At 70.2% G+C, this 26,666-nt stretch carries 17 protein-coding genes and 2 pseudogenes; 5 read left to right on the top strand and 14 right to left on the bottom strand.

What is annotated here, in order from left to right; all coding sequences use genetic code 11:
- Positions 1-12 precede the first annotated feature (12 nt).
- From ACFOWZ_RS40110 to ACFOWZ_RS40060, 11 genes and pseudogenes are all read right to left on the bottom strand, one after another.
- Positions 13-498 carry a glutathione peroxidase gene (locus tag ACFOWZ_RS40110; RefSeq protein WP_382379195.1) on the bottom strand — a complete coding sequence of 162 codons (486 nt, stop codon included), beginning with the start codon at positions 496-498 and terminating at the stop codon, positions 13-15.
- Between the two features lie 54 nt (positions 499-552).
- Positions 553-1,476 carry an alpha amylase C-terminal domain-containing protein gene (locus tag ACFOWZ_RS40105; RefSeq protein ID WP_382379307.1) on the bottom strand — a complete coding sequence of 308 codons (924 nt, stop codon included), beginning with the start codon at positions 1,474-1,476 and terminating at the stop codon, positions 553-555.
- A 162-nt stretch (positions 1,477-1,638) separates the two neighbouring features.
- A pseudogene (locus tag ACFOWZ_RS40100) lies at positions 1,639-1,719 on the bottom strand (hypothetical protein); the annotation flags it as partial.
- 15 nt (positions 1,720-1,734) lie between these two features.
- Positions 1,735-2,019 (bottom strand): hypothetical protein, encoded by a 285-nt coding sequence (locus tag ACFOWZ_RS40095; protein WP_382379194.1) that lies wholly within the window; start codon positions 2,017-2,019, stop codon positions 1,735-1,737.
- Entirely contained in the window at positions 2,016-2,201 is a 186-nt protein-coding gene (locus ACFOWZ_RS40090) for a hypothetical protein (protein ID WP_030470688.1), read from the bottom strand. Before ACFOWZ_RS40090 ends, ACFOWZ_RS40095 begins: the two co-directional genes overlap by 4 nt.
- Complete coding sequence (locus ACFOWZ_RS40085) at positions 2,198-3,859, bottom strand: hypothetical protein (RefSeq protein ID WP_382379193.1); 1,662 nt, start codon at positions 3,857-3,859, stop codon at positions 2,198-2,200. Before ACFOWZ_RS40085 ends, ACFOWZ_RS40090 begins: the two co-directional genes overlap by 4 nt.
- On the bottom strand, positions 3,829-5,163 hold the full coding sequence (locus tag ACFOWZ_RS40080) for a hypothetical protein (protein ID WP_382379192.1): 1,335 nt from the start codon (positions 5,161-5,163) through the stop codon (positions 3,829-3,831). The genes ACFOWZ_RS40085 and ACFOWZ_RS40080 overlap by 31 nt, the downstream gene beginning before the upstream one ends.
- A 3-nt stretch (positions 5,164-5,166) precedes the next feature.
- Complete coding sequence (locus tag ACFOWZ_RS40075; protein ID WP_382379191.1) at positions 5,167-6,798, bottom strand: Hsp70 family protein; 1,632 nt, start codon at positions 6,796-6,798, stop codon at positions 5,167-5,169.
- A complete protein-coding gene (locus ACFOWZ_RS40070; RefSeq protein ID WP_382379189.1) occupies positions 6,780-7,247 on the bottom strand; it encodes a J domain-containing protein in 468 nt (155 codons plus the stop codon). Before ACFOWZ_RS40070 ends, ACFOWZ_RS40075 begins: the two co-directional genes overlap by 19 nt.
- Before the next feature lie 6 nt (positions 7,248-7,253).
- The gene (locus tag ACFOWZ_RS40065) at positions 7,254-9,554 is read right to left on the bottom strand and encodes a hypothetical protein (RefSeq protein WP_382379188.1); all 2,301 of its coding nucleotides are present in this window, start codon (positions 9,552-9,554) and stop codon (positions 7,254-7,256) included.
- Positions 9,551-12,025 carry a TIR domain-containing protein gene (locus ACFOWZ_RS40060; protein ID WP_382379187.1) on the bottom strand — a complete coding sequence of 825 codons (2,475 nt, stop codon included), beginning with the start codon at positions 12,023-12,025 and terminating at the stop codon, positions 9,551-9,553. Before ACFOWZ_RS40060 ends, ACFOWZ_RS40065 begins: the two co-directional genes overlap by 4 nt.
- Positions 12,026-12,188: 163 nt before the next feature.
- On the opposite strand from ACFOWZ_RS40060, the gene ACFOWZ_RS40055 reads away from it, so the two are divergent.
- Positions 12,189-14,843: a SpoIIE family protein phosphatase gene (locus tag ACFOWZ_RS40055; RefSeq protein WP_382379186.1), complete on the top strand. Its 2,655-nt coding sequence runs from the start codon at positions 12,189-12,191 to the stop codon at positions 14,841-14,843.
- 1 nt (position 14,844) lies between these two features.
- Here ACFOWZ_RS40055 and ACFOWZ_RS40050 read toward each other — a convergent pair whose 3' ends face one another.
- Both ACFOWZ_RS40050 and ACFOWZ_RS40045 read right to left on the bottom strand, forming a co-directional pair.
- Complete coding sequence (locus tag ACFOWZ_RS40050; protein ID WP_382379185.1) at positions 14,845-17,133, bottom strand: SpoIIE family protein phosphatase; 2,289 nt, start codon at positions 17,131-17,133, stop codon at positions 14,845-14,847.
- Positions 17,130-21,668, bottom strand: coding sequence for a HAMP domain-containing protein (locus tag ACFOWZ_RS40045; protein WP_382379184.1), 4,539 nt, complete (start codon positions 21,666-21,668; stop codon positions 17,130-17,132). The genes ACFOWZ_RS40050 and ACFOWZ_RS40045 overlap by 4 nt, the downstream gene beginning before the upstream one ends.
- Before the next feature lie 329 nt (positions 21,669-21,997).
- Here ACFOWZ_RS40045 and ACFOWZ_RS40040 point away from each other — a divergent pair, with 329 nt between their 5' ends.
- The gene (locus ACFOWZ_RS40040) at positions 21,998-22,693 is read left to right on the top strand and encodes a glycoside hydrolase family 11 protein (protein ID WP_382379183.1); all 696 of its coding nucleotides are present in this window, start codon (positions 21,998-22,000) and stop codon (positions 22,691-22,693) included.
- A 334-nt stretch (positions 22,694-23,027) separates the two neighbouring features.
- On the opposite strand, the gene ACFOWZ_RS40035 is transcribed toward ACFOWZ_RS40040, so the two are convergent.
- The gene (locus tag ACFOWZ_RS40035) at positions 23,028-23,699 is read right to left on the bottom strand and encodes a TetR/AcrR family transcriptional regulator (protein ID WP_382379182.1); all 672 of its coding nucleotides are present in this window, start codon (positions 23,697-23,699) and stop codon (positions 23,028-23,030) included.
- Positions 23,700-23,788: 89 nt separating this feature from the next.
- Here ACFOWZ_RS40035 and ACFOWZ_RS40030 point away from each other — a divergent pair, with 89 nt between their 5' ends.
- The 3 genes and pseudogenes from ACFOWZ_RS40030 to ACFOWZ_RS40020 all read left to right on the top strand — a co-directional run.
- A complete protein-coding gene (locus ACFOWZ_RS40030; protein WP_382379181.1) occupies positions 23,789-24,877 on the top strand; it encodes a hypothetical protein in 1,089 nt (362 codons plus the stop codon).
- A gap of 15 nt (positions 24,878-24,892) precedes the next feature.
- Positions 24,893-25,453: an ester cyclase gene (locus tag ACFOWZ_RS40025; protein WP_382379180.1), complete on the top strand. Its 561-nt coding sequence runs from the start codon at positions 24,893-24,895 to the stop codon at positions 25,451-25,453.
- Positions 25,454-26,320: 867 nt separating this feature from the next.
- A pseudogene (locus ACFOWZ_RS40020) lies at positions 26,321-26,666 on the top strand (hypothetical protein); the annotation flags it as partial.

Raw genomic sequence — 26,666 nt, 5'->3', positions numbered from 1 at the left:
TCGGTACAGGCGCTAACGGAGGGCGGCCTCGATCGCCTCGGTGATCGTGGCGTCCTCCGGCTCGACCCTCGGACGGAAGCGGGCGAGCACCTCACCGTCACGCGACACCAGGAACTTCTCGAAGTTCCACTGCACGTCGCCCGCGGTTCCCTCGGCGTCGGCGTGCTGCACCAGCTCCTGGTACACGGCGTGCCGGTCGGGCCCGTTGACGTCGATCTTCTCGTAGAGGGGGAACGACACCCCGTACGTGGTCGAGCAGAAGGTGGCGATCTCCTCGGAGGTGCCCGGCTCCTGTCCCATGAACTGGTTGCACGGGAAGCCGGCCACGGTGAACCCGTCCGCGCCGTACTTCTCCTGGAGCCGCTCCAGGCCCGCGTACTGCGGGGTGAGGCCGCAGCGCGACGCGACGTTGACGATGAGCGCCACCTTGCCGCGCAACGGACTCAGGTCGCCGGGCTCGCCGGCGAGGGTGTTGACCGGGATGTCGTAGATCTCCATGCCACCAACGTAGTTCACGACTGGTGCGCCGGGCCAAGAGCGGAGTCTCAGTCGTCATGAGAGAAGACGACCGCGCTGTACGGGGCGATACCCAGGTCGATCGCCCACGACATGCCGTCGACAGCGGCAGGCCGCGTCACCGTGTCGAAGGAGTCCTGCGCCCCGAACGTCGCGTCGTACCCGGCCCAGTCGCTGTTGAACCCGAACCCGCCACCGGCCTGCCCGCGGCGCTCCGATCGTGTAGTGCGCGTAGCCGCGGTTGGCGAAGTTGGCGACGACGAGGACGTCGTCGCGCGGGCCTCCCCGGTCGAACCGGTGGTGGGCCACGACCTTGCCGCCGTGGTTGACGTGGTGCACGTTCAGGTTCCTGCCGCGCAGGCCCCTGGTGGTGCCGTGCCGGTCGCGGCGCAGGGCGATCAGGTCGCGGAAGAGCGCGGTGATGCCGCCGTGGGTGTCCAGTTTGGACCAGTCGAGCGGGTCGTCGTCGTGCCACGAGCCGTCCTCGAGGAACTCCTGTCCCTGGAAGATCATCGGTATGCCCGGTGAGGTGAGGACGAGTGCCGCGCCGAGGGTGGACCGCTTCTTCGCGTACCAGCTCGCGGCGTGACCGCGGTCGATCTCCTCCGGCAGGCGGACCTTGCCGTTGAGCGCGGCGACCTCGTCGTGGGACTCGACGTGGACGACGCGGTGCAGCGGGTCGCCGTTGTACTGGTGGGCGATCGCGGCGCGGATCTCGGACATGTCCCTGTCCGCGTCGTCCACGCAGGTCAGCGCACGGCGGACGCGGTGGTGGAAGCCGGCGTCCCACTGGGCGTCGAAGCCCGCGCCACCTGCCCCGGTGCTCCTGGTGATCCACTCGTTGTCCTGCATGTCCTCGGCGATGCTGATCTTCCACGGCTGGCGGTCGCCGCGCACGTTGCGGATGTAGGCGGTCGCGTCCCAGCGCAGCCCGTCGAACCGGAACCTCTCCAGCCACATCAGGGCGTTGTCCCGGAGGAACCGGCGGACTTCGGGACGGCCGTAGTCCGGCCGCGTGTGGCCCCACGGGGTCAGGTCTCGCCAGTCGTTGTAGTAGTAGATGCCGCCCTTGCTCTCGGCGTGCCAGCCGTCGAACCGCCAGACCGCGGAGTCCGCGGTGCCGAAGTGGTTGTAGACCACGTCGCACAGCACCGCGAGACCCCGTTCGTGCGCCGCACGGATCAGACGCCGCAGCGCTTTCGGGCCCCCGTAGTCGGTCTAGACCGTGAAGATCGACGACGGGTTGTACCCCCACGAGAAGCCGCCGGGGAACTCCGCCGCGGAGTCACCCAAGGAGCTCCTCATGGCCGTGGCGTACGGATCGGGGCGCCAGGGACGCAGTTCAACGCCGTCGTGGACGATCACGTAGCGGTAGTCGTCGCCCGGCCGGGCCGCGGGCACGTCCACCGACCACAGCCTGTTGTGCTCGTCTGTCAGGGGCTCCTTCGACCAGCCGTTGAACGTGCCCGCGACGGCGACGTCGTCGGTGAGCTCACCTGTCACCTCGATTCGTCTGCCGCGAGCACCTGTGCGATCTCCGCGGCGTGGTCGAGCTCCGCGATGACGAGCGCGGCGTGCCGCAGGTCGATGGCACGCACATCGTCCTGAAGACCGGGCGGCAGGTCCAGTTCCGGTTCGGGCAGCGCGGCGATGCAGTCGGCCGGGGTCAGCCTGCGGGACGTCATCGGGGGAGCCCTCCGTTCTCGGGGAGCAGCGCGGTGCCGAGCAGGGTCAACAGCTCGGCCTCCTTGCGCTGCAAGGCACGTGCGGACGCCACGAGGGCGGCGGTGTCCCGTCCCAGGTCGTCGGCCAGGTCGCGGGCGGCACCGAGGTCGGCTCCGGCGGCCAGCAGCTCGGTGACCCGTTCGCGCAGGACGGCACTGCGGTCGCCGAGATCGGCGATGGTGGGCGCGGTGTGCGTCGTGGGCAGGTCGGGGCGGGTGTCCCAGTCGCGCGGCTTGCGGAAGCGGGCCAGGCGGCCGGTGAGGGCGGTGCGCACCTCGGTGAGCACGGCGCTGTCGTTCGCGTACGAGTCGAGGACGTCGAGGTACCGGGCCACGGGCTGCTGGTGGCTCGCGATGATGCGGCGCAGTTCGGGTTCGCGCGCACCGAGTTTTTGCGCGTGCAGCAACAGGGTCACGCCCTCCTCGACGTCACCGAGGCGGTACTTGATCAGGCCGACGACGAGGTGCACGTCGCTGAACTCCGGGTCGTGTGCGCGGGCGCGGGCGAACCGGCCGACCGCCGCGGTCAGGTCGCCGTCTCGCACGGCCGCCATGCCGCGCAGGAAGTGGATGTTGCGCAGCACGACGTCCCGTTCCCCGGTCAGCGTCGCCAGGTTCTCGGCCGCACTGGCCGCGACCGTGGCGGGCCAGTCGGCCGACAGCTCGCCGCCGGGGTCGAGCAGCCGGGCGCTCTCGGTCAGGAGCTGCTCGATGCGCTGGGCCGCGCCGGGTGACGGCTCGAGCCACTCGGCCAGTGCCAGTCCGAAGTGGACGGACGCGAGCTGGGCGGGTTCCAGCGCGGTGGTGCGCAGGCTCTCGAAGTGGGCGCGCGCGGCCGGAACGTCCTTGTCGAACAACGACTGCGTGCCGAGCGCGAGGTGCCTGTTGCGCAGGTCGGCAGGGATTCGGTCGGTGAGCTCGCCGAGCCGTTCGACCTTCGCGAACAGGTCGGCGGCGGCGTCGAGGCGGCCGTCCGACACGGCCTCGGCGGCGCGCTGGAACTTCACGACGGCGTAGAGCCTGCGCATCTTCCTGCCGGTCAGCAGCCCGTCCGCCATCGCAGCGTCCAGAACGGACTCCGCACCTTCGTGGTCGCGGCGGGTGAAACGCAGGTAGGCGAGCAGGTAGCAGACGGCGGCGTCGGCGGGGTTCTCGCGGCGCAGCGCGGAGAGCCGGTAGTCGGCCTCGTCCAGCGCGTCGATCTGGAACAACGCGAAGGCGATGAAGAACCGTGCCTCGGTCCGCAGCTTCGTCGGCAGCCGGCTCTCCAGCCTCGTCAACGCCGGCAGTGCGCGCCGGAACTCACCCGCGTCCAGCTGGGCGAGCGCCTGCTCGTAGGCCTGCCTGCGTTGCCGCGGGACCACGACCACGAGGTACGCCAGAGCGATCAGACCGATCAGGGCGACGGCGAGCAGGAGGAACGGCCACGCGGAACCGGAATCCGTTGGGCCGACGACGATCTGGGTCTGGATCTGACCGCCGGCCCACGTCACCACCGCGTCGTAGCTGCCCTCGGGCAGCGAGGTTCCGACGGTGATCGTCTGACCGTCGGCCGAGCACCCCGTCAACGCGAAGAACGTGCCGACGATCAGTCCGGCTCGTCGAATCGGGAACGCCACCCGTCCGCCTCCTTCGTGGTGAGCATCTGCGCCGCCTCCATGCGCCCGATCCGCCGCAACGCCTCGGCGCGCGTCTGGCCGGCCTCGGCGGTCTGGCCGAGCTCCCGCCAGCACTGCAGGTACGACCACAGGACGTCGAGATCGCCGGGTGCCAGCTGGTTCGCCGCGTAGAGGTCCTTGGCCGCCTCCGCCGGATTTCCGTGCGACAGGTGCACTTCCGCGCTGCGTTTGAGCGCGGTCAGCCGTTCGTCCCGGTCGCCGTGCCGGGCGAGCTGGGCCAGGTCGTCGAGCAGCTCGCCGGTGTACCGGCCGAGCTGCCAACGCAACGACGCCCGCGCCTGGCGCAGCCGGAGGTTGTCCGCCGCGATCGGCACGGCCAGGTCGAGGCACAGCAACGCGTGCACCGGGTCCGCCGTCGCGCTGATCTGTTCGGCGATGGGCACGACGCGCGGGTCGTCGCCCATCGCGCGCAACATCTCCACCACCCGGTCCGGCAGCAGTGCCTCGGCGAGGCCGTGCAGGTCGAGCAGACCCTCCAACGCGGCCAGCAGGTCGTCGGGGGAGCCAGGGCGGGCCTGCGGGTGCGGGTGCCGGCACCGGTCGACCGCGCGGACGACGGCCTGGAACTGCGGGGTGCTGTGCAGGAACGACGGGATGTGCGTGCCGGTCGACGACAGCAGGACACCGCGTGCCTGGGCCTCGACCCTGCCTTCGTCGTCGTGCTGAGCGGTCACCGGTCCGAGCACCTGCGCGACCAGGGTGCCGAGCGCGTAGCTGTCCAGCGCGGCGGCGGTGGTGCCCCTGATCAGCTCGGGCGCCAGCGGGGCGAGCGCGGTGGCGTCGAGCCCGAACAGGTCGCGCGGGGTCTGCCGGGCGACCGGCGGGCACGGCACGAGCCACGGCAGCCACCGCCCGGCGTGCCTGCACAGCACGACGGTGCGCAGGGTGAGGCCGAGCGGGTGCACCGGGCTCGACCGCCAGTGGTCGAGCGCCCGGCAGAGGTCGGCGGCCAGCGCGACCCGTTCCGGCCACTCCAGCGGTGAGGCGAGCCGTTCCTCCAGCGTCTGCCAGGGTGGCGTGACGGCGTAGGAGACGTAGAAGTGGCCTCCGGTCCAGCCCTCGCCGGTGATCTCCAGCGTGCGCGGGTACCGGCGCTGCCGCAGCCGGGTCAGCGCCTCGCGGAACGTCTCGTCGCAGAAGCGCGGTTCGACGACCCGCAGGACGGTGTCGTGGGCGCGCCACAGCGAACCCCGGTCGGTGATCCCGACCATGGCCTGCAACCGGACGCCGTGCGGTCCTTTCACGGCCTACTCCGGCGGCTTGGGCAGGCCGGCCATGACGGTGCCGATGTGCGCGGCGCTGCGTTCGATGGCCTGCCGGCTCGCCCGCACGTCGCACTGCAGCTCGGTCTGCCAGACCTGGTTGTCGTTCAGACACTTCACCGCCGCGCCGAGCAGCCCGTTCTGGTCGATCGTGAACTTCACCTCGAACCGGTAGTACCCGCGTTCGCGCGCTTCCGGGAGCTGGATCGGGAGCTTGCCGATGAGGTCGTTCTCGAACGCGACGGGGTTCTCGCCCTGGAAGATGAGCACGTCGATGCTCGTGGACCGGCCGCCGTTGATGAAGTTGTCGCGGGTCTGGTCGCCGGGGATGCGGCTGTCCTTGGGCAGGATCGGGATGAAGTCCGTGTCGTTGGCGAGGATCCCGAGCGTGTGGCTGGTGACGTCCTGCAGGATCAACGGCTCGTCGGCGGCGTCGCGGAGCGGGTCCTGCGGTGTCATCTCGACGACGGCGCCCTCGTAGCCGTCGGACGCCGCGAAGTCGCGGGCGACCATGCCTGCCCCGCGCGCCACGACCTCGTCCGGTTTGATGTCGGCGCGGATGTCCTTGAGCTCCAGCCCGAGGTGCTCGGCGAGCAGCGGGCGCACGCACGCGATCCGGGTCGACCCGCCGACCAGCAGCACCTGCTCGACCTCGTCGGGTTCGACGCCGTTGCTCTGCCGCGCCGACTCCAGCGCCTGGTCGAGGCAGTCGAGCGAGCGCTGCAGGAGATCGGCGATGAGCCCCTCGAACGTGGCTCTGGACAACGGGATGCTCACGTTCAGCGTCGGCGTCAGGTACGGCAGGTTGAGCGTCGTGGACTTGGCCACCGACAGGTCGCGCTTGCGCATTTCTGCCTCGCGCTTGACCCGCTGCCGGATCATCGGGTCGTCGCGCAGGTCGACGCCGTGCTGCTCGTGGATCTTCGCCAGCACGTGGTCGGTGATCCGGTCGTCGAAGTCGCCACCGCCCAGGCGCGGGTCGCCGCCGGTGCCGACCACGCTCACGTTGCCGGGGCTGACCTGGATGATCGACACATCGAACGTGCCGCCGCCGAGGTCGTAGACGGCGTAGGTGTGCGTGCGGTCGTCCTCGATCTTGTCCGCGCCGAAGCAGACGGCCGCCGCGGTCGGTTCGTTGATCAGCCGGTGCACGTTCAGCCGGGCCATCCTGGCGGCGTCCTCGGTCGCGCCGCGCTGGGGTTCCTTGAAGTAGGCGGGCACCGTGATCACGGCGTCGTGGATCGGTTCGCCGACGTAGGCCTCCGCCTGGCGCTTGAGCTCGGTCAGGATGAACGCGGAGATCTCCTGCGGCAGGTAGTCCTGGTCGCGGAACCGGATCCGCCGCGGCACCCCGGGGTCGCCGGGCCCGGCCGGTGGGCGTTCGTACACGCCCATCTCGCGTTTGACCTCGATGACCGTGTTGGCGGGATCGGCGGCGAGGTTGTTCTGAGCAGGCTTGCCGACGACGACCTGGCGCTCGTGGTCGAGACCGACGACGGACGGCACGGTCGGCTCACCGAACGCGCTCTCGATGACGTGCACCTCCTTGCCGTCCCAGATGGACACCGCCGAGTACGTGGTGCCGAGGTCGATGCCGATCACTTTGTGGAATGGCACTGTCTGCCTCCTTGGGCCAGCAGCTCGTCGAGCAGGCGGTTGGGGGAGTGGTCGGCGGTGAAGTCCGTGCGGTCCACATCGGACAGTGGCGGCAGTTCGACGCCCTGGGAGGCGAGGTGGTCGCGGAGGGCGCGGTGCAGGACGGCGGTCCGGTCGGCGTGGTCGGTGAACATCGGTGCGGCGGCCGGCCGCACGGTGAAGAACCGCAGGTGTGCGTTCTCCTGGTCGTACTGGGCCCTTCTGGCCGGTCGCACGAGCTCCTCGCCCGCGGCGTTGATCACCCGCTGCCGCTCGTCGAGCTCACCGCGCCGGGTGGGTTCACGGCGCTGGCGGGTCCGCAGCTCGCGGATCAGGCCGTCGCGGGCCTGCCGGATCTGCGCCGCGGTCGCGTTCGGCGGGACGCCGAGCACCGAGTAGTACGACTCGGCGCCGAGGTCGATCATGAACATGGCCCGTCACCCCCTGTGCTGCAGTTCGCCTTCGAGCTCTCCCAACCGGTCCAGCCACTTCTCCAGCTCGGTCACCTCCCGCTCCAGCCCGGCCTCCTCGGCGATGGTCAGCGCCTGCGAGAGCTCGTCGAGTGCCTGCCGGACCTTGTCGAGCGAGCGGTAGGCCATTCCGGCGTAGCGCGCCTCGTTGTACTCGTCGACGGCGTCCTGGGCTCGGTTCAGCGCCGCGTCGAGCAGGTCGATCACCTTGCGGCGGGCCGTGTCCACCTCGGCCGCCTCACCTGTCCACGACAGGCCCTGCTCGAACTCCTCGCGTTGCTCGTCGGTCAGCGCGGTCGCGACTCCTTCGGCCAGCAGCCGTTCCGCCTCCGCCATCCTGTCCGCACCGCCGAGCAGGGTCAGCGCCTTCGCGAGGTGGAGGCGCAACGTGCCGCTCTGCGGGAACCTCAGCAGCGCCACCCGTGCCGCCTCGACGTGTGCTTCGAGGCTCGTGCGGTCGTGGAAATCGCGCAGGGACTCCGGAATCGCCTCCCGTCCGATGACGCCGAGCAGGACGACCAGGCTCCTGCGCCGCGGCACGTCCTCCTCGGGAACTCGCAGCTGCAACGCGGTCAGCGTTTCCTCGTAGGCCTCGTCGAGACGCCCGGCCTGCTGGAGCGCCCGGCAGCGGAACGCCCGCGGCGCCAGCCGGTGGGGGAGCAGCTCGACGCACTCGTCCAGCGCTTCGAGGCGATCCTCCCGGGCGGCGAGGTGGATGAGATCGGATTCGAACAGGCGGACCAGGTCGACGCCGGGCTCGACGAGACCGCGTTCGACGCAGAGCGGCTGGTAGACGGCCCACGGCAACGCGAACAGGTGGCGGGCCAGGAGCAGGCCCAGTCGCAACGGGTGCGGGTCGTCGGCGAGCACGTGCAGCATGCGGCGGACCAGCAGCGCGCGGCGGAACGCCTCGTCGAGGAGCGCGTTCGCCCGTCCCTGCTCCAGTTCCAGGTGCTCGTCCGGCTCCTCGCACGCCTCGGCGAACGCGGCGCGGGCGAGGTCGCAGAAAACGCTGATGCCGGACCAGTTCCGGGTGCGCAGCTCGGTGTCGACGTGCCGGATCAGGGCGTCTCGCGCGGCGGGGCTGCGCACGCCGAGCCGGTGGGTGGGAGAGCGGAAGCCGAGGCGGGCGTTGAGGTAGTAGCAGTCCCACTCCCGCAGCCAGACCTCGAGCGCCTCCGGGTCCGCGAGCCACGCGCGCAGCTGTTCGTCGTCCGGTCGCTCCCGGCCGAGCACGTGCCGCTGCCTGCTGTTCTGGCTGATGGCGCGGTGCAGGGTCACGCGGTCGTCGAGCACGACCTGCACGTCGCCGATCGCTGCCGCGTGCAGGTACAGCAGCTCGGCCAGCCGGGCCCACGCCGGGGCGTACTCCTCGGCGGTCCTCGTGCGGGCGGCGAGCAGGGCGAGGTTGACGGCGACCGGGACGCGGTGGGGGTCGAGCGGAATCGTCTCGCGCCACAGGAGTTTCGCCTCGTGCGGGTTGTCCTCGGTCCAGGCTCTCCTCGCGCACGCGTCCAGGACCGCGATCTCCAGTTCCCGGAAGCAGTCCAGGCTTCTCACGTCGTCGGGGTACCGGTCGAGCAGCTGGAGCGCGTCGAGGGCGCTCAGCTTCTCCCACTTCGTGAAGTGAGCCCAGCAGACCACCTCGACCGGGAGGCGTTGTGCCCTCAGGTGGGCGACGGCGGACGAGACGAACGCCTCCGGTTCGAGGGTTTCGACGAGGTCGAGGACCGCGTCGAGCAACGGGTGGGACGTGCCGAGCTCGCGAACGTCGATCGGGACCTGGTCGTGCGCCTGCACCAGGACGGCGGCCACGGCGAGCTCTGCACTGGAGCCGTGTTCGGCTCCCACGGCCAGGCAGGCGGTGACCTGGGCGCGCGTGGGATGTTCCTTGGACAGCTGGTCGAGCAGGAGCAGCAACCACGTGTCGGCGGCCGGTTTCTCCCGTTTCCTGCTCTGGCCGAGGTCCTGTTCGGCCTGGGCGATGAGCCGGTGGACGCGGCGGCTGTCCGGTACGAGCTCGGCGGCCCTGCGGTACTCGCGCAATGCGGCGAAGTACTTGCCTTCGCGGTGCAGCAGCCGTCCGAGGTGCAGGAACACCTTGGGCTGGAACGGATCGGCCTCGGCGGCCGCGCGCAGCAGCTCGGCCGCCTCGGCCGGTTCGGTCTCCAGCGCGAGCCGGAAGCGCGCCTCGGCGAGCGCCGCCCTCACCCGCGGGCTGTCGGGCCGGCTGCCGAGCTCGGCGATGGCCGCCCGCAACGGGTTCACCGGGCCACCTCGTACAGCTCGACGGTGCCGGGAGTGGTGACGGCGAGCTGCCGGCCGTCCCAGGAGAGCACTGCCGAGAGGGCTTCCGGCCACACGTGGCGTTGCACGCCGTCGTGCCAGTACGCGCAACCATCCGATGTGGACAGTGTGAAGCTGTTGGGTGCGGCGGAGACCAGTCTGGACCGGGCGGGCAGGGCGGCGTGCAGCAGGTGGCGGTTCGCGTCGTCGATCAGCCACGCCTGCTCGTCGGTCAGCAGCAGGCAGGTTCCCCGCGCGGGGGACGGCAGCAGCCCGCGTGCGCCGGGTTTGACCTCCCGTGCCGTGAACGTGCCGTCGAGCCGCATGCTGGTCAGCTCGTTGTCGTGGGTCAGCACGACCAACCGGCTGCCGGCGAAGGCGATGTCACCCACGAAGTCGAGCTCGGGGTGGTCGGCGATCATGCGGGTGTCCGAGTAGAGGGTGAGGCCACCGGACAGCCCCGACACGGCGAACCGCTCGCCGTTCGCGGCGATCCGGTGCACGCCGCGCTCGGTCGCCAGCAGCTCGGTCCACTTGCCGGCCTGCCCCAGCCGGATCAGCTCGCGCCGCCACGACCCCGCGACGAGGTCGTCGCCGACGAACGTCAGATCTCCCACCGTGCCGTCGAGCTGGTGCGTCGCCACCTCGTCGCCGGCGAAGCAGCGCACCGCGCCGTCCCAGCCGCCGACGCCCACCCGGCCGCCCTCCCCGACGACCGTCCTGCGCACCGGCACCGGACGGCTGTCCCGCCAGAGGAGGTCGTCGCCCTCGACCACCGCCAGGGTGTCGGACCCCATCTCCTGCACCAGCGTCCGGCCACCGCCGAGCGGCCAGGCGTTGCGCGCCTGGAGCTCCACGGCGTGCACGAGCGAGAACCCCGGCGCCTGAGATCTCCTCGCCGGGATGCGGGAACGGCGGGTCACGGTGGTCAGCCGGGTGGTGGCCGGCAGCCCGTTCGCCTGGCTTTCCAGGACTTCACACGCCGCGGCCGCGGTGGTGCAGTCCCGCAGCGGGGAGGCCGCGACGTCGTCCTCGGTCGGGTACTCGCCGGTCAGCAGGAAGTGCAGGACGGCCCGCAGCGCGAACAGGTCCGCCTGCGGGGTGAGCGGCGCGCCCGTCCGGTGTTCCGGGCTGCCGAACAGGAACGAGTCCATCCGGCTCGCCGACGTGCCGTCCAGGTCGTCGACGGGCACGTCCGCCATCTCCCGCGCGACGCACACCACCCGCACCACCCCGAGGCGGCCGACGATCACGTTCGCCGGGGTGATGTCGCCGTGCACGATCGGCGGATCGGCCTCGTGGAACGCCCTGAGCGCGCGGGCGATGCCGAGGCACACCTCGTGGGCGGCGCGCTCGGGCAGCGGCCCGGAACGGCGGACGAGGTCCTGCGCGCTGTCGCCGTCGATCGACGGCATGATCACGTAGAGGCACCGCCGCCGGTCGTCGATCGTGATCGGGCCCGCCGCCACCGGCGACACCACCGCCGCGTCGGCGAACCGCGTGAACCGCGCGATCTCCGCGAAGAACGCCTCGTCGCGGTCCTCCGGGACGTCGACGAAGTGCACCGAGACCGGCTCGCCCCGCAGCAGGTCGTGCCCGGCGTACCGCGGTCCGAGCCCGGTGCGGCCGAGCTGCGGGCCGCGAACCGTGAACGTCGTGCCGGGAACGAGCCTCGTCCCGTCACCGCCCTCCGGCAGGCGGTCCCAGATCACGGCCCACGGATCGGGCTCGTCATCCGGAAGTGCCCACTGCGCCAGCACTTTCAACGCCGACAGCGCCGGAGCGACAGTCCGCCCGGTGACCGGCACGTCCTCCGCCCGTTCCCGCGCGAAGGCCTGGACCGTCGCCAACGACGCGCGCAGGTGCGCCGGAACCTCTCCGGAACGCAACAACTTCTCGAGCGTCGGCCCGCCGTCAGTCACCTGGTGCTGCAGCAGCGCCCTGAGGGCCTGGTAGGTCTTGAACAACGCCACAGCCGGCTCGTCGAGGTGCTCGAACGGCGCGACGCACGCGTCGGCGAGGCTGTCCGCCCCTGCCGACGGAACCGGCCGCCGCAGCGCACCGACGATCTTGCGGTACTCCGCCTCGAAGGTCGTCGTGCACGTCAGGTCGCACTGCGCCAGGAAGCTGATCTCCGCCGGCAACGGCAGCGTGAGCCGGTCGAACAGCACGGGAATCGTCCGCCCGGCCCGCCCCGAGGGGTCCAGGTACCGGCTCACCTGCAGCTCGTAGCCCGTCCAGGGCCGCAGGAGGTAGGCGTCGGTGAGACAGGCGACGAGGTGCGCCGACTTCTCGATCCCCTCGGAGAGCTGCTGCATCGCGGGCAGCCCGCCCGCCATCGAGTGCTCGTCGAACCAGACCCGCAGCCCGTCGGCCCGCAACCGTTCGACGAACGGCCACACGACCGCCCGGTCGACCGAGGCGTAGCTCACGAACACGTCGAACTGGTACATCGCCGCTCCGGTGGCCGTTTCCGCATCGGAAAGCAAACTCCGATGGCCGGGCGATCGTGCCGTTTGGCCAGGAACTGTCCACGTTCTGGCCACTGGGCCGGGTCGTCGGCGATTCCCTCGGACGCCGTTCGCCGGACCTGCCCCGACGTGACACGCTGACCAGGTGCCAGAAGAGCTGCGCTCACTCGTCGACAACGTCGCGGCGGTGGTGTGGCAGGCGGACGTCCGGACGCGCCGGGTGACCTTCATGTCGCGGCAGGCCGAGCGCGTGCTCGGGCATCCCGTGCAGCGCTGGCTCGACGAGGGCGAGTTCTGGACGTCGATCGTGCACCCCGAGGACCGCGCCGAGGTGGAACGCCTGCGGTGGAACGCGGAAGCCGACGAGTACGAGCTGACCTACCGGGTGCACACCGCGCGTGGCGATGTCCTGTGGCTGCGCGAGACGGCCCGCGTGCGCCGGGACGGAGCGCGGCGGCTGCTCGACGGCGTCCTGGTCGACGTCACCCGCGATCGTGCCGACGCCGAACGGGAACGGTTTCTCGGCCTGCTGGACCGGGAGTCGCAGAAGCTCGACGACGCCGAGGCGCTGATGTCGCTGGCGACCCGGTTGCTCGGCGAGCACCTCCACGTCGACCGCTGCGCCTACGCCAGGGCCGAGGAGGACGAGAACCACTTCGTCATGAGCGGCGACCACGCGACCGGGCTGCCGCCGCTGCCGGGACGGTTCGCCATGCGGGAGTTCGGTGCCGGTGCCCTGCGCGCCATGCGGGCCGGTGAACCCTGGGTGGTCGTCGACAGCGCGGACGACCCGCGGCTCGACGAGGAGGACCTCGCCGCGTACCGGGTGACCGGCATTCGCGCCGTCATCTGCCTGCCGTTGTTGCGCGGTGGGAGGTTCGTCGCCGCCATGGCGGTCCACCAGGCCCACCGGCGGGAGTGGACGCAGGAAGAGATCGACCTCGTGTCGGTGGTGGTGAACCGGTGCTGGGAGTCGATGCAGCGCGCCCACGCCGACCGGGCCCTGCGCGACAGCGAACGCCGGTTGCGGCGGCTGATGGACCGTTCCACCGACAGCATCTGGGTGCTCGACCGCGAACTGCGGTTCGTCGAGGTGAATCCGGCCGCGTGCGCGTTGCTGGGGTACCGGCGCGAGGACCTGGTCGGCCGCAACGCCGCGGACCTCGCGGTGGACCGGGAACGTCCGGAGCTCGCCGACCAGATGACGGTGGTGTGGAACATGCGGTGCTCCGACGGCGCCACCGTCGCGCTGGAGCTGAGCGTCCAGCTCACCCCGACCGGACTGCAGGCCATCGGCCGCGACGTGACCGAACGGCAGCGCGTCGAGGCCCAGCGCGAGCTGCTGTTGCAACGCGAACACGAGATCGCGAGCGCCCTGCAGCTGAGCCTGCTGCCCCGCGAGCTCCCGGTGCTGGAGCGGCTCGACACCTCGGCCCGCTACCTGCCCGCCTCGACGCACGCGCAGATCGGCGGTGACTGGTACGAGGTGCTCCCGATCTCGGACACCGCCGTCGGTCTCTCCGTCGGTGACGTGGTCGGCAAGGGCCCGACCGCGGCGGCGGTGATGGGACAGCTGCGCAGCGCACTGGCCGGCTACCTGCTCGACGGGCACTCGCCCGCCGCAGCGCTGGAACGGCTGGACACCTTCGCCTCCAGGGTCAACGGGGCGGCCGGCAGCACCTGTGCGTGCATCACCTTCGACTGGGCGAGCGGCCTGCTGTGCTGGGCCAGCGCCGGGCACCCTCCGCCCGTGGTGGTCAGCGACGCCGATGCCCGGTTGCTCTCGGGCGGCGCCGGCGCGGTGCTGGGCACTCCCGGACGGGCGCGCTACCGCGAGGCCGGCAGCGTGCTGGTGCCGGGTGCGTCGATCGTGCTGTACACCGACGGCCTGGTCGAGCGTCGTGGCGCCGTGCTGGACGCGGGCCTCGACCGGTTGGTCGGCGTGGTGCGCGCCGAACACCGCAGGGGAGCGGCGGAACTGGCCGACGCCGTCGTCGACGCGCTGCTCGCCGACGGCCAGGACGACGACGTCGCACTGGTCGTGGCGCGGTTCCTGCCGCCGCCGCTGCACTGGAGCGCTCCGGCCGAGGCGGGGCAGCTGTCCGGTCTGCGCCGCGCCGTGTCCGACTGGACGACGCTGGCCGGTCTGTCCGAGGACCTCGCTTACGACGTGCTGCTCGCGTACGGCGAGGCCGCCGCGAACGCCATCGATCACGCCTACGCCGGCAGATCCGGCACGTTCGACACCCACATCGCCCGCGTGGGCACGACCGTGCAGGTCACGGTCTCGGACCACGGCACGTGGCGGCCGGAGCCGGAGGATCCGGGCCACCGCGGGCGCGGCCTGCAGCTGATCCGCACGATGGCCGACGAGACCGAGATCGACAAGACCGAGTCCGGCACGACGATCCGGTTCGGATTCTCCGTCGCACCGGCCACCGCACCCACCTCTGCACCGAGCGCGCCACCCCCGGCTCCGGCCGACACCGTCGACCTCACGGCGGAAGACGGGGACGTCCTCCTGCTGCGCCTGGCCGGTGATCTCGACTCGCACACGTCCGGGGATCTCCGCGATCCGCTGCTCGGCCACGTGACCGCCTCCGGTGACCGCCGCGCGATCGGCCTCGACCTCACCGGCCTCGGCTACCTCAGCAGCTCGGGCGTCGCCCTCCTGCTCGAACTCGCGGAGCACGTGCACGGCGCCGGCCGTGAGCTGAGGACGATCACCCTCAACGGCAGCGCACCTGACCGGATCCTCGCCCTGTCGGGTCTTCGCGACGTCCTCGGGGTCGACGCCTGAGTCACGTCAGCTGAACGCCGACGATGCAGGTGTCGTCGCCGGTGTTCGCCTCGCTGGTGTCGAGCAGGTGGTCGAGCAGCTCCTCCAGGTCCCGCCGCGGGCCGGTCACCGTCTCGCACAGCCGGTCCAGGCAGTCGTCCAGCGGCACGTCACGGCGTTCGACCAGGCCGTCGGTGTAGAGCAGCAGCGTGTCGCCGGGTTCGAGCAGCACCTCGCCCTCCTGGTAGGACACGTCGGCGAGGGCGCCGAGCAGGAGCCCGCCCAGCATCGGCAGCAGTTCGCCTCGCTCGTTCCTGATCAGCACGGGCGGCAGGTGACCTGCGCGGGCCCAGCGCAGCACGCGGGTGTGCGGGTCGTACAGACCGCACAGCGCCGTGGCCATGATGTTGTTGGAGAGGTGGTGCGCGACCAGGTTCAGCCACGTCAGCAGCTGCCCCGGGCCCGCACCGGTGGCGGCGAGGCCACGCAACGCGTTGCGCAGCACCACCATTCCGGTCGCGCCCTCGATGCCGTGGCCGGTGATGTCACCGACGGACAACAGGATCTGCTTGCTGGGCAGCACGACGGCGTCGTACCAGTCGCCACCCACCAGCTCCTCCTGCGCCGCGGGCCGGTACCGGACGGCCACGCGCAGCCCGAACGCGTCGATCGTGGGATGCGTGGGCGGCATGATGACCTGCTGCAGTTGCAACGTGAGCTTGTTGCGCTCGGCCGCCTCCTGCGCGGTGATGGCGAGCTGGTCCTGCGTCGCGGACAGCGCGACCTCGGTCCAGTGCTGCGCCGAGACGTCCTGGTACGCACCGCGGACCGCGATCAGCACGTCGAACGAGTCCAGCACGGGCTCGGCGATCACGCGCACGTGCCGCGTCACCCCGTCGGCGCGCTGGAGCCGGAACGCCGCGGACGCGGGCTGGTGGTGGTGCAGGACGTTGCGCACGAAGCCGTTGAGCGCGGGCACGTCGTCGGGGTGGGCGTAGGCCGTGATCTTCGCCAGCGGCACGGGATCCGCGGTCGGCGGCAGCCCGTACAACGCGTACAGCTGGCTGTTCCACACGACCCCGCCGGTGTCCGGCTCCTCCTCGAACCCGCCGACGCGACCGAGGCGTTGCGCGTGCTGGAGCAGGTTCGCGAGCCGCGCGGTCTCGTCGTGCACCCGCCACACCACCAGCACCAGCGCGCCGTGCCGGGTGACGCTGACGCTCGCGGTCACCGTCAACGGCACCTCGTCGACGAGGGCGGCGAGCGTCATGCGTTCGGTGCGGTACGGCTCACCGGTGGCGTAGGCGTGCTCGATCTTGTCGAACAGGTTGCCCTCCGCCGCGGCCAGAGGATAGGCCTCCAGCAACAACTTCCCGGCCACGGCGGCGCGCGGCCTGCCCGCGATGTCGACGAACCGCGCGTTGACGTGGTGCACCCGGAAGTCCGTGAGCATGCCGTCCGGTGAGACCTCGGGGCCGAGCACCAGCGCCGGGTCGAGCAGCCCGTCCGCGAGGTCCGTCAGTTCGGACGGCGCCGACAGGAGGTGGTCGGCGTGAACCTCAGGTGCCGAACCGTCGAGGGTGGTGGCGCAGAGCTCCGCCAACGCCTCCACCTGCCGGTGCACGCTCTGCGGTTGCGGTTCCAGCGGATGCGGCCAGCAGATCTCCAGCACCCCGGTGATCCGGCCGCCGGTGCCCGCCGGGACGGCGACGCGGCCGGGCAGTCCGGAGCCGATCGACGGCAGCCCCGACTCGTCGAGGCTCGTGATCCACACCGTCTCCCGTTCGGTCAGCGCGTGCCGGGCGGCCGTGGCGACACCTGGTGGCACGTAACGCCACCGCCCGGCCTCGCCGTCGGTGAAGCCCGCGTTCCCGGCCAGGGTGAGCGACGAGTCCTTGCCCGCCGACCAGATCGCCACCGCGGTCGCACCCAGCGGCGCGAGCGCGTGGGCGAGCAACGACCTCGCGACGGTCTCGGTGTCGTCCGCGTGCAGCAGGGCGCTCTCCGCCGTGCGGAACCGCACCGCCGCAGCAGGGTCGGGCAGCGGCGGCGGTTCGGTGAGCCCGTCGCCGGACACCTCGTTGATGATGTCGACGGCGAGCTCGAGCTGAGTGGTTCCCGCCTGGTCGGCCAGCAGGGCGAGCTGCTCCGCCGCCTGCGCGGGTCCGCAGCGCAACCGTTCGACGAGCACGCCCTTCGCGAGCTCGACGAGCGCCCGCCCGTCCGCGGCCGCCCGTGCCTCGTCGATCTCGCGGCGAAGGCGGTCGATCGTGCCCGCGAGCCGGTCGACCCTCGCCTCGTCCGAGGTCATCGGGGACTCAACCACCGTCGCACGCAGGAGACGAGCTGGTCGGCGTCGACCGGTTTGGTGACGTAGTCGTTGGCACCGGAGGCGATGCTCTTGTCCCTGTCGCCGGGCATCGCCTTCGCGGTCACCGCGATGATCGGCAGCTCGGCGTGGTCCGGCATGGCGCGGATGGCCGCCGTGGCGGCATATCCGTCCATCTCGGGCATCATCACGTCCATCAGGATCAGGTCGATCTCAGGATGACCGATCAGCGCCTCGATGCCCTCCCTGCCGTTCTCCGCGTGCAGCACCCGGACGCCGTGCAGTTCCAGGATGCTGCTCAACGCGTACAGGTTGCGGGCGTCGTCGTCCACGATCAGCACGGTCCGGCCCGTCAGCCGGTCGCTCGCCTGGTGCTCGACCTGCTGGTGCGGCTGCTCAGGACGCACCAGCGGCAGCACGTCCTCCGGGCCGTCGGCGTTGAGGTGCAACGCGATCCGCTCCCGCAGTTCGTCCAAACTGGACAGCAGCTCAAGCGGGCGTGAGTCGGCACGCGCCTGCAACTGCAGCTCGTACTCGTCCGGGAGTCTGCGGTTGTTGTGCGCCAGCACGGGAATGGTGCGCGCGGCGGCGTCCCCGTCGAGTGCTTCCAGGAACCGCAACGCGGCACCGTCCGGCATGTCGAGCTCCAGCACGACGCAGTGGTACGGCTCGGTCGCCAGCGCGGCCGCCGCCTCCTCCTCGCCGACCGCCGTGACGACGTCGACGGGGCCGCCGGGGTAGTTGCTCGCCGACAGGTCCGTCACCGCGCTCTGGGCGACGAGCGAGAGCAGACCCTGGGGCCGTTCCTCGACGACGAGGAGCCGGCGCTTGTGCCCGTTCTCGGCCGACGGGGTCGCTTCCACGGACGCGGCGGGCGCCTGCTCGTCGTCGGTGGCCCTCTCCACCTCGCTGTAGTCCGTGCGGCGGACCGGGAGGTAGAGGGTGAAGGTGCTGCCCTTGCCGAGCACGCTCTCCGCGGTGATCGAGCCGCCGAGCAGGTAGGCGATCTCGCGGCTGATCGAGAGGCCGAGGCCGGTGCCGCCGTACTTGCGGCTGGTGGTGCCGTCGGCCTGCTGGAACGCCCCGAAGATCGACTGCAGCTGGTGCTCGGCGATGCCGATGCCGGTGTCGCTGACCCGGAACATGATCGCCGGGCCGTGCGACCGCACGGTCGGTGGCAGCTGTTCGGGGTCGGCGGGTTCGATGCGCAGCTCCACGCCACCGGTCTCGGTGAACTTCACCGCGTTGGACAGCAGGTTGCGCAGGACCTGCTGCAGGCGCGTGTCGTCGGTGACGAGATCCTCGGGCACGCCCGGCGTGGTGGTGAGCTGGAAGTCCAGCCCCTTCTGCGAGGTGAGGGGCCGGAACGTGACCTCGACGTAGTCCAGCAGCTGCCGCAACGACACGCGTTCGGGCGTGATGTCCATCTTGCCCGCCTCGACCTTGGACAGGTCGAGGATGTCGTTGATCAGCTGGAGGAGGTCCGACCCGGCGGAGTGGATGATCCCGGCGTACTCCACCTGCTTCGGCGTGAGGTTGCGGCTCGGGTTCTGCGCGAGCAGCTGGGCGAGGATCAGCAGGCTGTTGAGCGGGGTGCGCAGCTCGTGGCTCATGTTGGCCAGGAACTCCGACTTGTACTTCGACGCGAGCGTGAGCTCCCGCGCACGGGTCTCCAGCTCCTGGCGCGCCTGCTCGATCTGCAGGTTCTTGGCCTCGATGTCGCGGTTCTGGGTCGCGAGCAGCGCTGCCTTCTCCTCCAGCTCGGCGTTGGAGCGCTGCAGTTCCTCCTGGCGCACCTGGAGTTCGCCCGAGCGCGACTGCAGTTCGGACGCGAGCCGCTGCGACTCGACGAGCAGCTCGTCGGTGCGGGCGTTGGCGATGATGGTGTTGACGTTGACGCCGATGGTCTCCATCAGCTGTTCGAGGAAGTCGCGGTGGATGTCGGTGAAGCGGTGCACCGACGCCACCTCGATCACGCCGAGGACCTGGTCCTCCACCACGATCGGCAGCACGACCAGGTTCACCGGCGCCGTCCGGCCGAGCCCGGAGGTGATGGCGATGTAGTCCGCGGGCATCTCGTCCACGGCGATCGTGCGGCGGCTGCGCGCGGCCTGGCCGACGAGCGACTGGCCGAAGCGGAACCGCGTGGGCCGGGTGTCGTCGGCGGGGTGGCCGTAGGAGCTGATCAACCGCAGCTCGTGGTGGTGGCCGGCGTCGTCGGCGTCAGCGAGGTAGAACGCGCCGAACTGGGCCGACACCAGCGGCGTCAGCTCGTCCATGATCAGTTCGGCGACCACGGCCAGGTCCCGGCGGCCCTGCATCAGACCGGAGATGCGGGCCAGGTTGGACTTCAGCCAGTCCTGGTCCTGGTTGGCCTTGGTGGAGTCGCGCAGCGAGCCCACCATCGAGTTGATGTTGTCCTTGAGCTCGGCGACCTCTCCGGAGGCCTCGACGGTGATCGACCGGGTCAGGTCACCCTCGGCGACCGCGCTGGTCACCTCGGCGATCGCGCGCACCTGCCGGGTGAGGTTCTCGGCCAGCTCGTTGACGTTCTCGGTGAGGCGCTTCCACGTGCCGGACACGCCCTCGACCTCGGCCTGGCCGCCGAGCCTGCCCTCGCTGCCGACCTCGCGGGCGACGCGGGTGACCTCGGCGGCGAAGCTGGAGAGCTGGTCGACCATCGTGTTGATCGTCGTCTTCAGTTCGAGGATCTCGCCACGCGCGTCGACGTCGATCTTCTTCGTCAGGTCGCCCTGCGCGACGGCCGTGGTGACCTGGGCGATGTTGCGCACCTGGTTGGTCAGGTTGTTCGCCATGAAGTTGACGTTGTCGGTGAGGTCCTTCCAGGTGCCCGCCACGTTCGGCACCCGCGCCTGACCGCCGAGCATCCCCTCCGTGCCGACCTCGCGCGCCACGCGGGTGACCTCGTCGGCGAACGCGGACAGCGTGTCGACCATCGTGTTGATCACGCCGGCCAGCGCGGCGACCTCGCCCTTGGCCTCGACGGTGATCTTCTGGCTCAGATCACCGCGGGCCACCGCCGTGGCGACCTGCGCGATGGACCGCACCTGGTTCGTCAGGTTCGACGCCATCAGGTTGACGTTGTCCGTCAGGTCCTTCCAGGTGCCAGAGACACCGCGCACCGTGGCCTGTCCGCCCAGGTTGCCCTCGGTGCCGACCTCGCGGGACACCCGCGTGACCTCGTCGGCGAAACCGGACAGCTGGTCGACCATCGTGTTGATGGTCTCCTTGAGCTCCAGGATCTCGCCGCGCGCGTCGACGCGGATCTTCTGGCTCAGGTCGCCTCGCGCCACCGCGGTCGTCACCTGCGCGATCGACCGCACCTGCGCGGTGAGGTTGTCCGCCATGACGTTGACCGACTCCGTGAGGTCCTTCCACGTGCCGGAGACGCCCTTCACGTCCGCCTGACCGCCGAGGCGGCCGTCCGTGCCGACCTCGCGCGAGACGCGGGTGACCTCGTCCGCGAACGAGGAGAGCTGGTCGACCATCGTGTTGATGGTGTCCTTGAGCTCCAGGATCTCCCCGCGCGCCGTGACGGTGATCTTCTGGGACAGGTCACCGCGGGCGACCGCCGTGGCGACCTGCGCGATGGACCGCACCTGCGCGGTCAGGTTGCCCGCCATGAAGTTCACGGAGTCGGTGAGGTCGCGCCAGGTGCCGGAGACGCCCTTGACGTCGGCCTGACCGCCGAGGATGCCGTCGGTGCCGACCTCGCGGGACACGCGGGTGACCTCGTCGGCGAAGCTCGACAGCTGGTCGACCATGGTGTTGATGGTGTTCTTCAGCTCCAGGATCTCGCCGCGTGCCGTGACGGTGATCTTCTGGGACAGGTCGCCGCGCGCGACCGCCGTGGTCACCTGGGCGATGTTGCGGACCTGGTCGGTCAGGTTGCCCGCCATGAAGTTCACGCTGTCGGTGAGGTCGCGCCACGTGCCGGAGACGCCCTGCACGTCCGCCTGACCACCGAGCCGGCCCTCGCTGCCGACCTCGCGCGCGACGCGGGTGACCTCGTCGGCGAACGACGAGAGCTGGTCCACCATGGTGTTCACGGTGTTCTTGAGCTCGAGGATCTCGCCGCGCGCGTCGACGTCGATCTTCTGGCTCAGGTCGCCGCGGGCGACCGCGGTGGCGACCTGGGCGATGTCGCGGACCTGGCTGGTGAGGTTGCCCGCCATGGCGTTCACCGAGTCGGTGAGGTCCTTCCAGGTGCCCGACACCCCCGGCACCTCGGCCTGACCGCCGAGCCGTCCGTCCGTGCCGACCTCGCGGGCGACGCGCGTGACCTCGGAGGTGAACTGCGACAGCTGGTCCACCATGCCGTTGAAGACGGTGGCGATCTCGCCGAGCAACCCGTCCGAGTCGTCCGGCAGCCTGATGCCGAAGTCCCCGTCGCGCACCGCCGTGAGGCCCGCGAGCAGCTGCCGGAGCTCAGGTAGGTCGACTGCTTTCCGTGCACCGTCTTGTGGACGATCTGGTTGCACGACTTTGCTCACCATTGATGCTGCCTCCACGGCAGGGCTGAACCAGGTGGAGGGAGACACCTGGCTGCTCAAGCGCGTCCCGACGAACCCGCGTGATCTTACGCGTCGGGAAGGCGGGCAACGCGCGTCGCGGTTCGGGCGAACGGTTCAATCCATCGGTCCGTTCGCCGAAGCACCGCTCCACTCCTCGTCCGCATTCGAAAGTTTCGAAAATCGATCCCCGGATGTTTTTCGAAACTTTTATCGAAACCGTCGGCAACTCTGTGGAATCGGCTCGGCACTGCTAGTGTCGGTTTCGCGCTCGCCCGTCGCCGTGTCAACCTCATTGTCGAGGAGTCCCGCACATGGCTGAAACAATTGTTCGACCGCGCGGCCGCACTCGCGGCCGTTTCGCATTGCTCGTTCACGGCGCCTGCACCGCACTGGTGTTGGCGCTCCTCCCCGCCGTCGCCAGCGCTGATGTGGGTGTCACGGCCACCTGTTCGAGCCAGACCGGCAACAACGGTGGTTACTACTACTCGTTCTGGACCGACGGTGGCGGCAGGGTCTGCATGGACTTCGGGTCCGGCGGCAACTACAGCACGTCGTGGAGCAACGTCGGCAATTTCGTCGGCGGCAAGGGCTGGAGCAACGGCTCGCGGCGGACCGTGAACTATTCGGGCAGCTTCAACCCGTCCGGCAACGCGTATCTGACGCTCTACGGCTGGACGTCGAACCCGCTCGTCGAGTACTACATCGTCGACAACTGGGGCACCTACCGGCCCACCGGCACCTACAAGGGCACGGTCACCAGTGACGGCGGCACGTACGACATCTATCAGACGATGCGCTACAACGCGCCGTCCGTCGAAGGCAACAAGACCTTCCCGCAGTTCTGGAGCGTTCGTCAGCAGAAGCGGACGGGCGGTTCCATCACCACCGGCAACCACTTCGACGCGTGGAACCGCGCCGGAATGCGGCTGGGCAACTTCAGCTACTACATGATCATGGCGACCGAGGGATACCAGAGCAGCGGAAATTCCAACATCACGGTGAGGTGAGAATCGAGCCATGCTTCTTCGCCGATTTGTCGTAGCCGTTGTCGTGAGCGCCGGGTTGTCGGCGTGGGCGGCGGTGTCCCCGACTGCGGTGGCGACAGCCGATCAGTTCGGCTGCACGTTCTACGCGGCGAGCCAGGGCTACAGCGGCAAGATCGTGGACATCGGATGTGCTGACGGCGCACGGGGCAGTCGGGTTCTCTGCATGGGATCACTGCGAATCGCCGGGATGCCTGAGGCGATCGCCGAAGAGGCGTGCCGGAGAGCGGCGCTTTAGCGGCCGCGACGTGCGGGCCTCGAAAAGTCGGGGCCCGCACCCGCTCGTTCCGCAGAACGATCAGTGGCTGAGCCGGGTGACCAGCGCGTCGAGGGCGAACTCGACCGCGAAGTCGTACTCGGCGCCGGCGTCGAACCGCGCCAGGTGCGGTGCGGCGTCGGCGATCGCGGGCAGACCGCTGCCCTCCAGAACCGCTTGGCGTCGCGCGATTCCCTCGATGTCGGTCGTGCCGTAGGTCGGTCCGGCGTTGACCTCCCGCAGCAGCGAGCCGATGAGGGTGGCGACGAGCGCCCGCAGGAGGTGGACGGCCTCCTCGGCGGGGCATCCGGCCGCGCGCAGGACGGTCAGGACCGCCTCGATCGGGGCGAGCGCCTCGAAGGACGCGAGCTGGCGGGTGAGCACGAGCGACGCGGCCTCGGCGTGGGTCAGCGCCCGGTCGCGGAACGCGTGGGCGATCGCCCGCAGGTCTGCCCGCAGGTCGCCGGTGCGTTCGGGCAGCGCGATGGTTCCGAGGATGTGCTCGGCGACCGCGTCGAGCAGACCGTCCTTGCCGTCGACGTGGTTGTAGAGGCTCTTGGCGTCGACCCCGAGGACGCGCCCGACAGCACGCATGCTCACCGCACCGACGCCGTCGGTGTCGATCACGCGCAGGGTGGCCTCGACGATCGCCTCGCGGGAGAGCTGGCTCTCGCCCTTGGGCGGACGTCCCCGGCGCGTGGTGCTGGTGCTCATGGCGTTCATCGTGCCCCAACCCCTTGTTGAAATCCACAGTGTGGGTATAGCGTCCCAATAAACCCACACCGTGGACAAAGGGGGTTGTGATGCGCTTCCCGTGGGGCTCGGCGGAGGTCGCGGACCTGCCGGCCGTCGGCACCCGGATCGACACGCTGGCCCACGTCGAGGGCAGTCCCGGGGCACGACTGCGCCTGATCCGGGCGCAGGGGGAGGCGTTTCGCCGCGAGTTTCCGTCGACGGGCACACCGGACAGCGTGGTCACCTGCGACCTGGTGACGTTGCCGTACCCGACGCGGTTCGGGCTGTTCCGGGCGTCACGGGCGCTCGCGCCGTTCCTGTCGATCACCAACCGGATGCTGGTGATCCGGTGGACCGAGAACGGCACGGGGCGGGTGCTGCTGTTCGAGCCGTCCGACCACGAGCTCGGGCGGTACACGCCGTACTTCGACAGCCTCTCGCAGAAGACGCCCGCCCTGGTCGAACGGCAGGTGGTGCGCGTGCACGGCACGGTGCTCGGCCACCTGGCGCGGTTGGGCATCAAGCCGGAGGAGGTCGACTACCTGATGTTCGACCACCTGCACACCCAGGACCTGCGGCGCTGGATCGGCACCACTGCGCACCAACGCGACCTGGGCGGCCAGCCGCGCGCGGCCTTCCCCAACGCCAAGGTGATCGTGCAGCGCGACGAGCTCGCCGCGATGGCCGAGCTGCACCCGTTGCAGCGGCCCTGGTACCAGCCCGCGGCCTACCGCGACGTCCCGCCCGAGGCGTTCCTGCCGATCGAGGGCTCGGTGGTGCTCGGGCCCGGCGTGGCCGTCGTGAAGACGCCGGGGCACGTGTTCGGCAACCAGAGCCTGGTGCTCAACACCTCGACCGGCATCTGGGTCAGCAGCGAGAACGTCATCGCGGCCGAAGCGCTGACCCCGGAACACTCGAAGCTGCCGGGCCTCGCGAAGTGGACGCGGTCGTGGCAGCAGGAGGTCGTGCTCAACGCCAACACGATCGAGACGACCGCCGACCAGTACAACTCGATCATCCTCGAGAAGACCCTGGCCGACCGCAGCCAGGTCGATGCCCGGTTCCTGCAGTTCTTCCCGTCCAGCGAGCTCACCGGCGCGTGGACGAACCCCGGCACCGGGCCCACCTTCGCCCACCGCCACCTCACCCACGGCTGACCCAGGAGCACCGCCATGTCCCGCTTCACCCTGCCGCCCGAAGAAGTCCTGCGCGCACGCGAGAAGCTCGTCCTGGACCACTTCCACGACGAGGTCCGTCAGGACTGGGACGCCACGCTCTCGACGTTCCCGCACCCGCACTACGAGCTCATCGCGCAGATGACCGTCCACGACGGCGACGGGGAGGTCCGCGAGTACTACCACGACACGCGCGTGGCGTTCCCGGACCAGAACCACGAGATCATCGCACTGCGACACGCGCACGACGCCGTGATCGTCGAGTTCTGGTTGACGGGCACGCACAACGGCCCGCTCGGCAAGATCCCGCCGACCGGTTCGAAGCACCGCACGCGCATGACCGCGTACTTCCTCTTCGACGCCGACGAGAACCTCGTCACCGAACGCATCTACTTCGACCAGCTCACGATCCTCAAGCAACTGCTCGCCGGGCTGGACAAGAAGAACCCCGCGGACCTGCTCAAGCTCGGCCGCGTCGTGGCCGGGGCGCTCGCCATGTCCGGTGGTGAGCCGGACCCGCGCCTGACCGGCACCGTTGCGCCCGATCTGGACCAGTAGGTGACCTGGATCAGTAGGTGTCCGCCCACCAGCGCCGTCTTCCGGAGCGATCATGTCGACGCACAGACGGACTGTTCCTTCGGTTCTGCTCCGTGTCGGACGCAGTCGGCACTCCGCGCGCGGCTGACCGGCGGGTAACGCGGCCTGCGGCTGTCCGTTGTGGACAGTTCCGGAAAGCTCTTTGGTGCCAGCGGCGGGTCCCGCAGGTGCACCGGCACGACGGGCTCGGACAGCGTCACGCGCCACGTGAGCGCGACACCCTCGGCGGTTGTCGTAGGCGAACCTTGTGTTGCCGGTGACGGGTATCGGCACGTCGATCTGTTGCTGCCCGGCCTTGATCGTGACGAGGTGTGTGCTGAAGTTCATTCCGGTCTCGTCGGCGACGCACGGTGTCATCGCCGCTGCGAGCTTCGCGCCGTCCAGGATGTGCGGGTCGGCCTGAGGTGGTTCGGCGCGGGTTCCAGCGGGGTGGTCACCTTCTGCTGGTCTTGGTCGCCTTTGTGCTGGTGGTTGCTTTGGGTCGTATGACGAGCTTTGGTCGCGTCATCGCCGCTTCGCGACGATTGCGATTGGGGCTTGACTTCGGGGCCCTTGCGAGGCGCTGTGTCGGGCGGAAAAGGTCGGATGCTTCGCACCCGCCCGATCCGAAAAGGCTAGCACCTCGCTCCCAAAGTCAAGCCCCAATCGCACTCGTGCGTGGTCGCGTTGGGTTGTTCGGCTCACCTCATTACCGCTTGCCTGCGTTCGCAGAGCCCTGTACGGCTCGCCTTCGGCATCGCGTTCCGGGTGAGGTCGGCTGGGTGATTCACCTGATTGTGTTCAGGTTTTCTCGTTATCTTACCGTGATCTTGCGGTAGATTAGAACACGTGATCGAAACCCGACTCCTCTCCACCGACGAGCTGCTCCGCAGTCTCGTCGACGAGGTGACGGAAATCCGGGTTCGTGAGAATGCGGCGTTGCAGATGATTGCCGAGTTGGATCGGCGTGGAGCCGCGAGCGAACTCGGGTACAGGAATCTGCCGCAGGTGTTGCGGCATGTTGTCCGCTGGGATCTGCATGTCGCCACGCGGTGGATCGACACCGCCGCACTGCTGACCGGCGAGATCACCCCGACCGGCAGCGAACTCGCCCCGGTGCTTCCGCTGACGGCGCAGGCGGTGGCCGAGGGCGCGTTGTCGGTCGAGCACGTGGCGGCGGTGGCCGCGGTGATGA

The organism is Lentzea rhizosphaerae (assembly GCF_042649515.1).
Classification (GTDB): domain Bacteria; phylum Actinomycetota; class Actinomycetes; order Mycobacteriales; family Pseudonocardiaceae; genus Lentzea; species Lentzea aerocolonigenes.
Note: the sequence above shows the minus strand (reverse complement) of the source record. Positions and strands in the feature narration are given on the sequence as shown.

Bases quoted from the DNA above. Each gene is read 5' to 3' on its own strand.
- ACFOWZ_RS40025 (WP_382379180.1), top strand. From the start codon at position 24,893: ATGTCCCGCTTCACCCTGCCGCCCGAAGAAGTCCTGCGCGCACGCGAG.
- ACFOWZ_RS40060 (WP_382379187.1), bottom strand. From the start codon at position 12,025: ATGTACCAGTTCGACGTGTTCGTGAGCTACGCCTCGGTCGACCGGGCG.
- ACFOWZ_RS40050 (WP_382379185.1), bottom strand. From the start codon at position 17,133: ATGACCTCGGACGAGGCGAGGGTCGACCGGCTCGCGGGCACGATCGAC.
- ACFOWZ_RS40035 (WP_382379182.1), bottom strand. From the start codon at position 23,699: ATGAGCACCAGCACCACGCGCCGGGGACGTCCGCCCAAGGGCGAGAGC.
- ACFOWZ_RS40070 (WP_382379189.1), bottom strand. From the start codon at position 7,247: ATGTTCATGATCGACCTCGGCGCCGAGTCGTACTACTCGGTGCTCGGC.
- ACFOWZ_RS40110 (WP_382379195.1), bottom strand. From the start codon at position 498: ATGGAGATCTACGACATCCCGGTCAACACCCTCGCCGGCGAGCCCGGC.
- ACFOWZ_RS40090 (WP_030470688.1), bottom strand. From the start codon at position 2,201: ATGACGTCCCGCAGGCTGACCCCGGCCGACTGCATCGCCGCGCTGCCC.
- ACFOWZ_RS40040 (WP_382379183.1), top strand. From the start codon at position 21,998: ATGGCTGAAACAATTGTTCGACCGCGCGGCCGCACTCGCGGCCGTTTC.
- ACFOWZ_RS40045 (WP_382379184.1), bottom strand. From the start codon at position 21,668: ATGGTGAGCAAAGTCGTGCAACCAGATCGTCCACAAGACGGTGCACGG.
- ACFOWZ_RS40030 (WP_382379181.1), top strand. From the start codon at position 23,789: ATGCGCTTCCCGTGGGGCTCGGCGGAGGTCGCGGACCTGCCGGCCGTC.
- ACFOWZ_RS40105 (WP_382379307.1), bottom strand. From the start codon at position 1,476: ATGTGGCTGGAGAGGTTCCGGTTCGACGGGCTGCGCTGGGACGCGACC.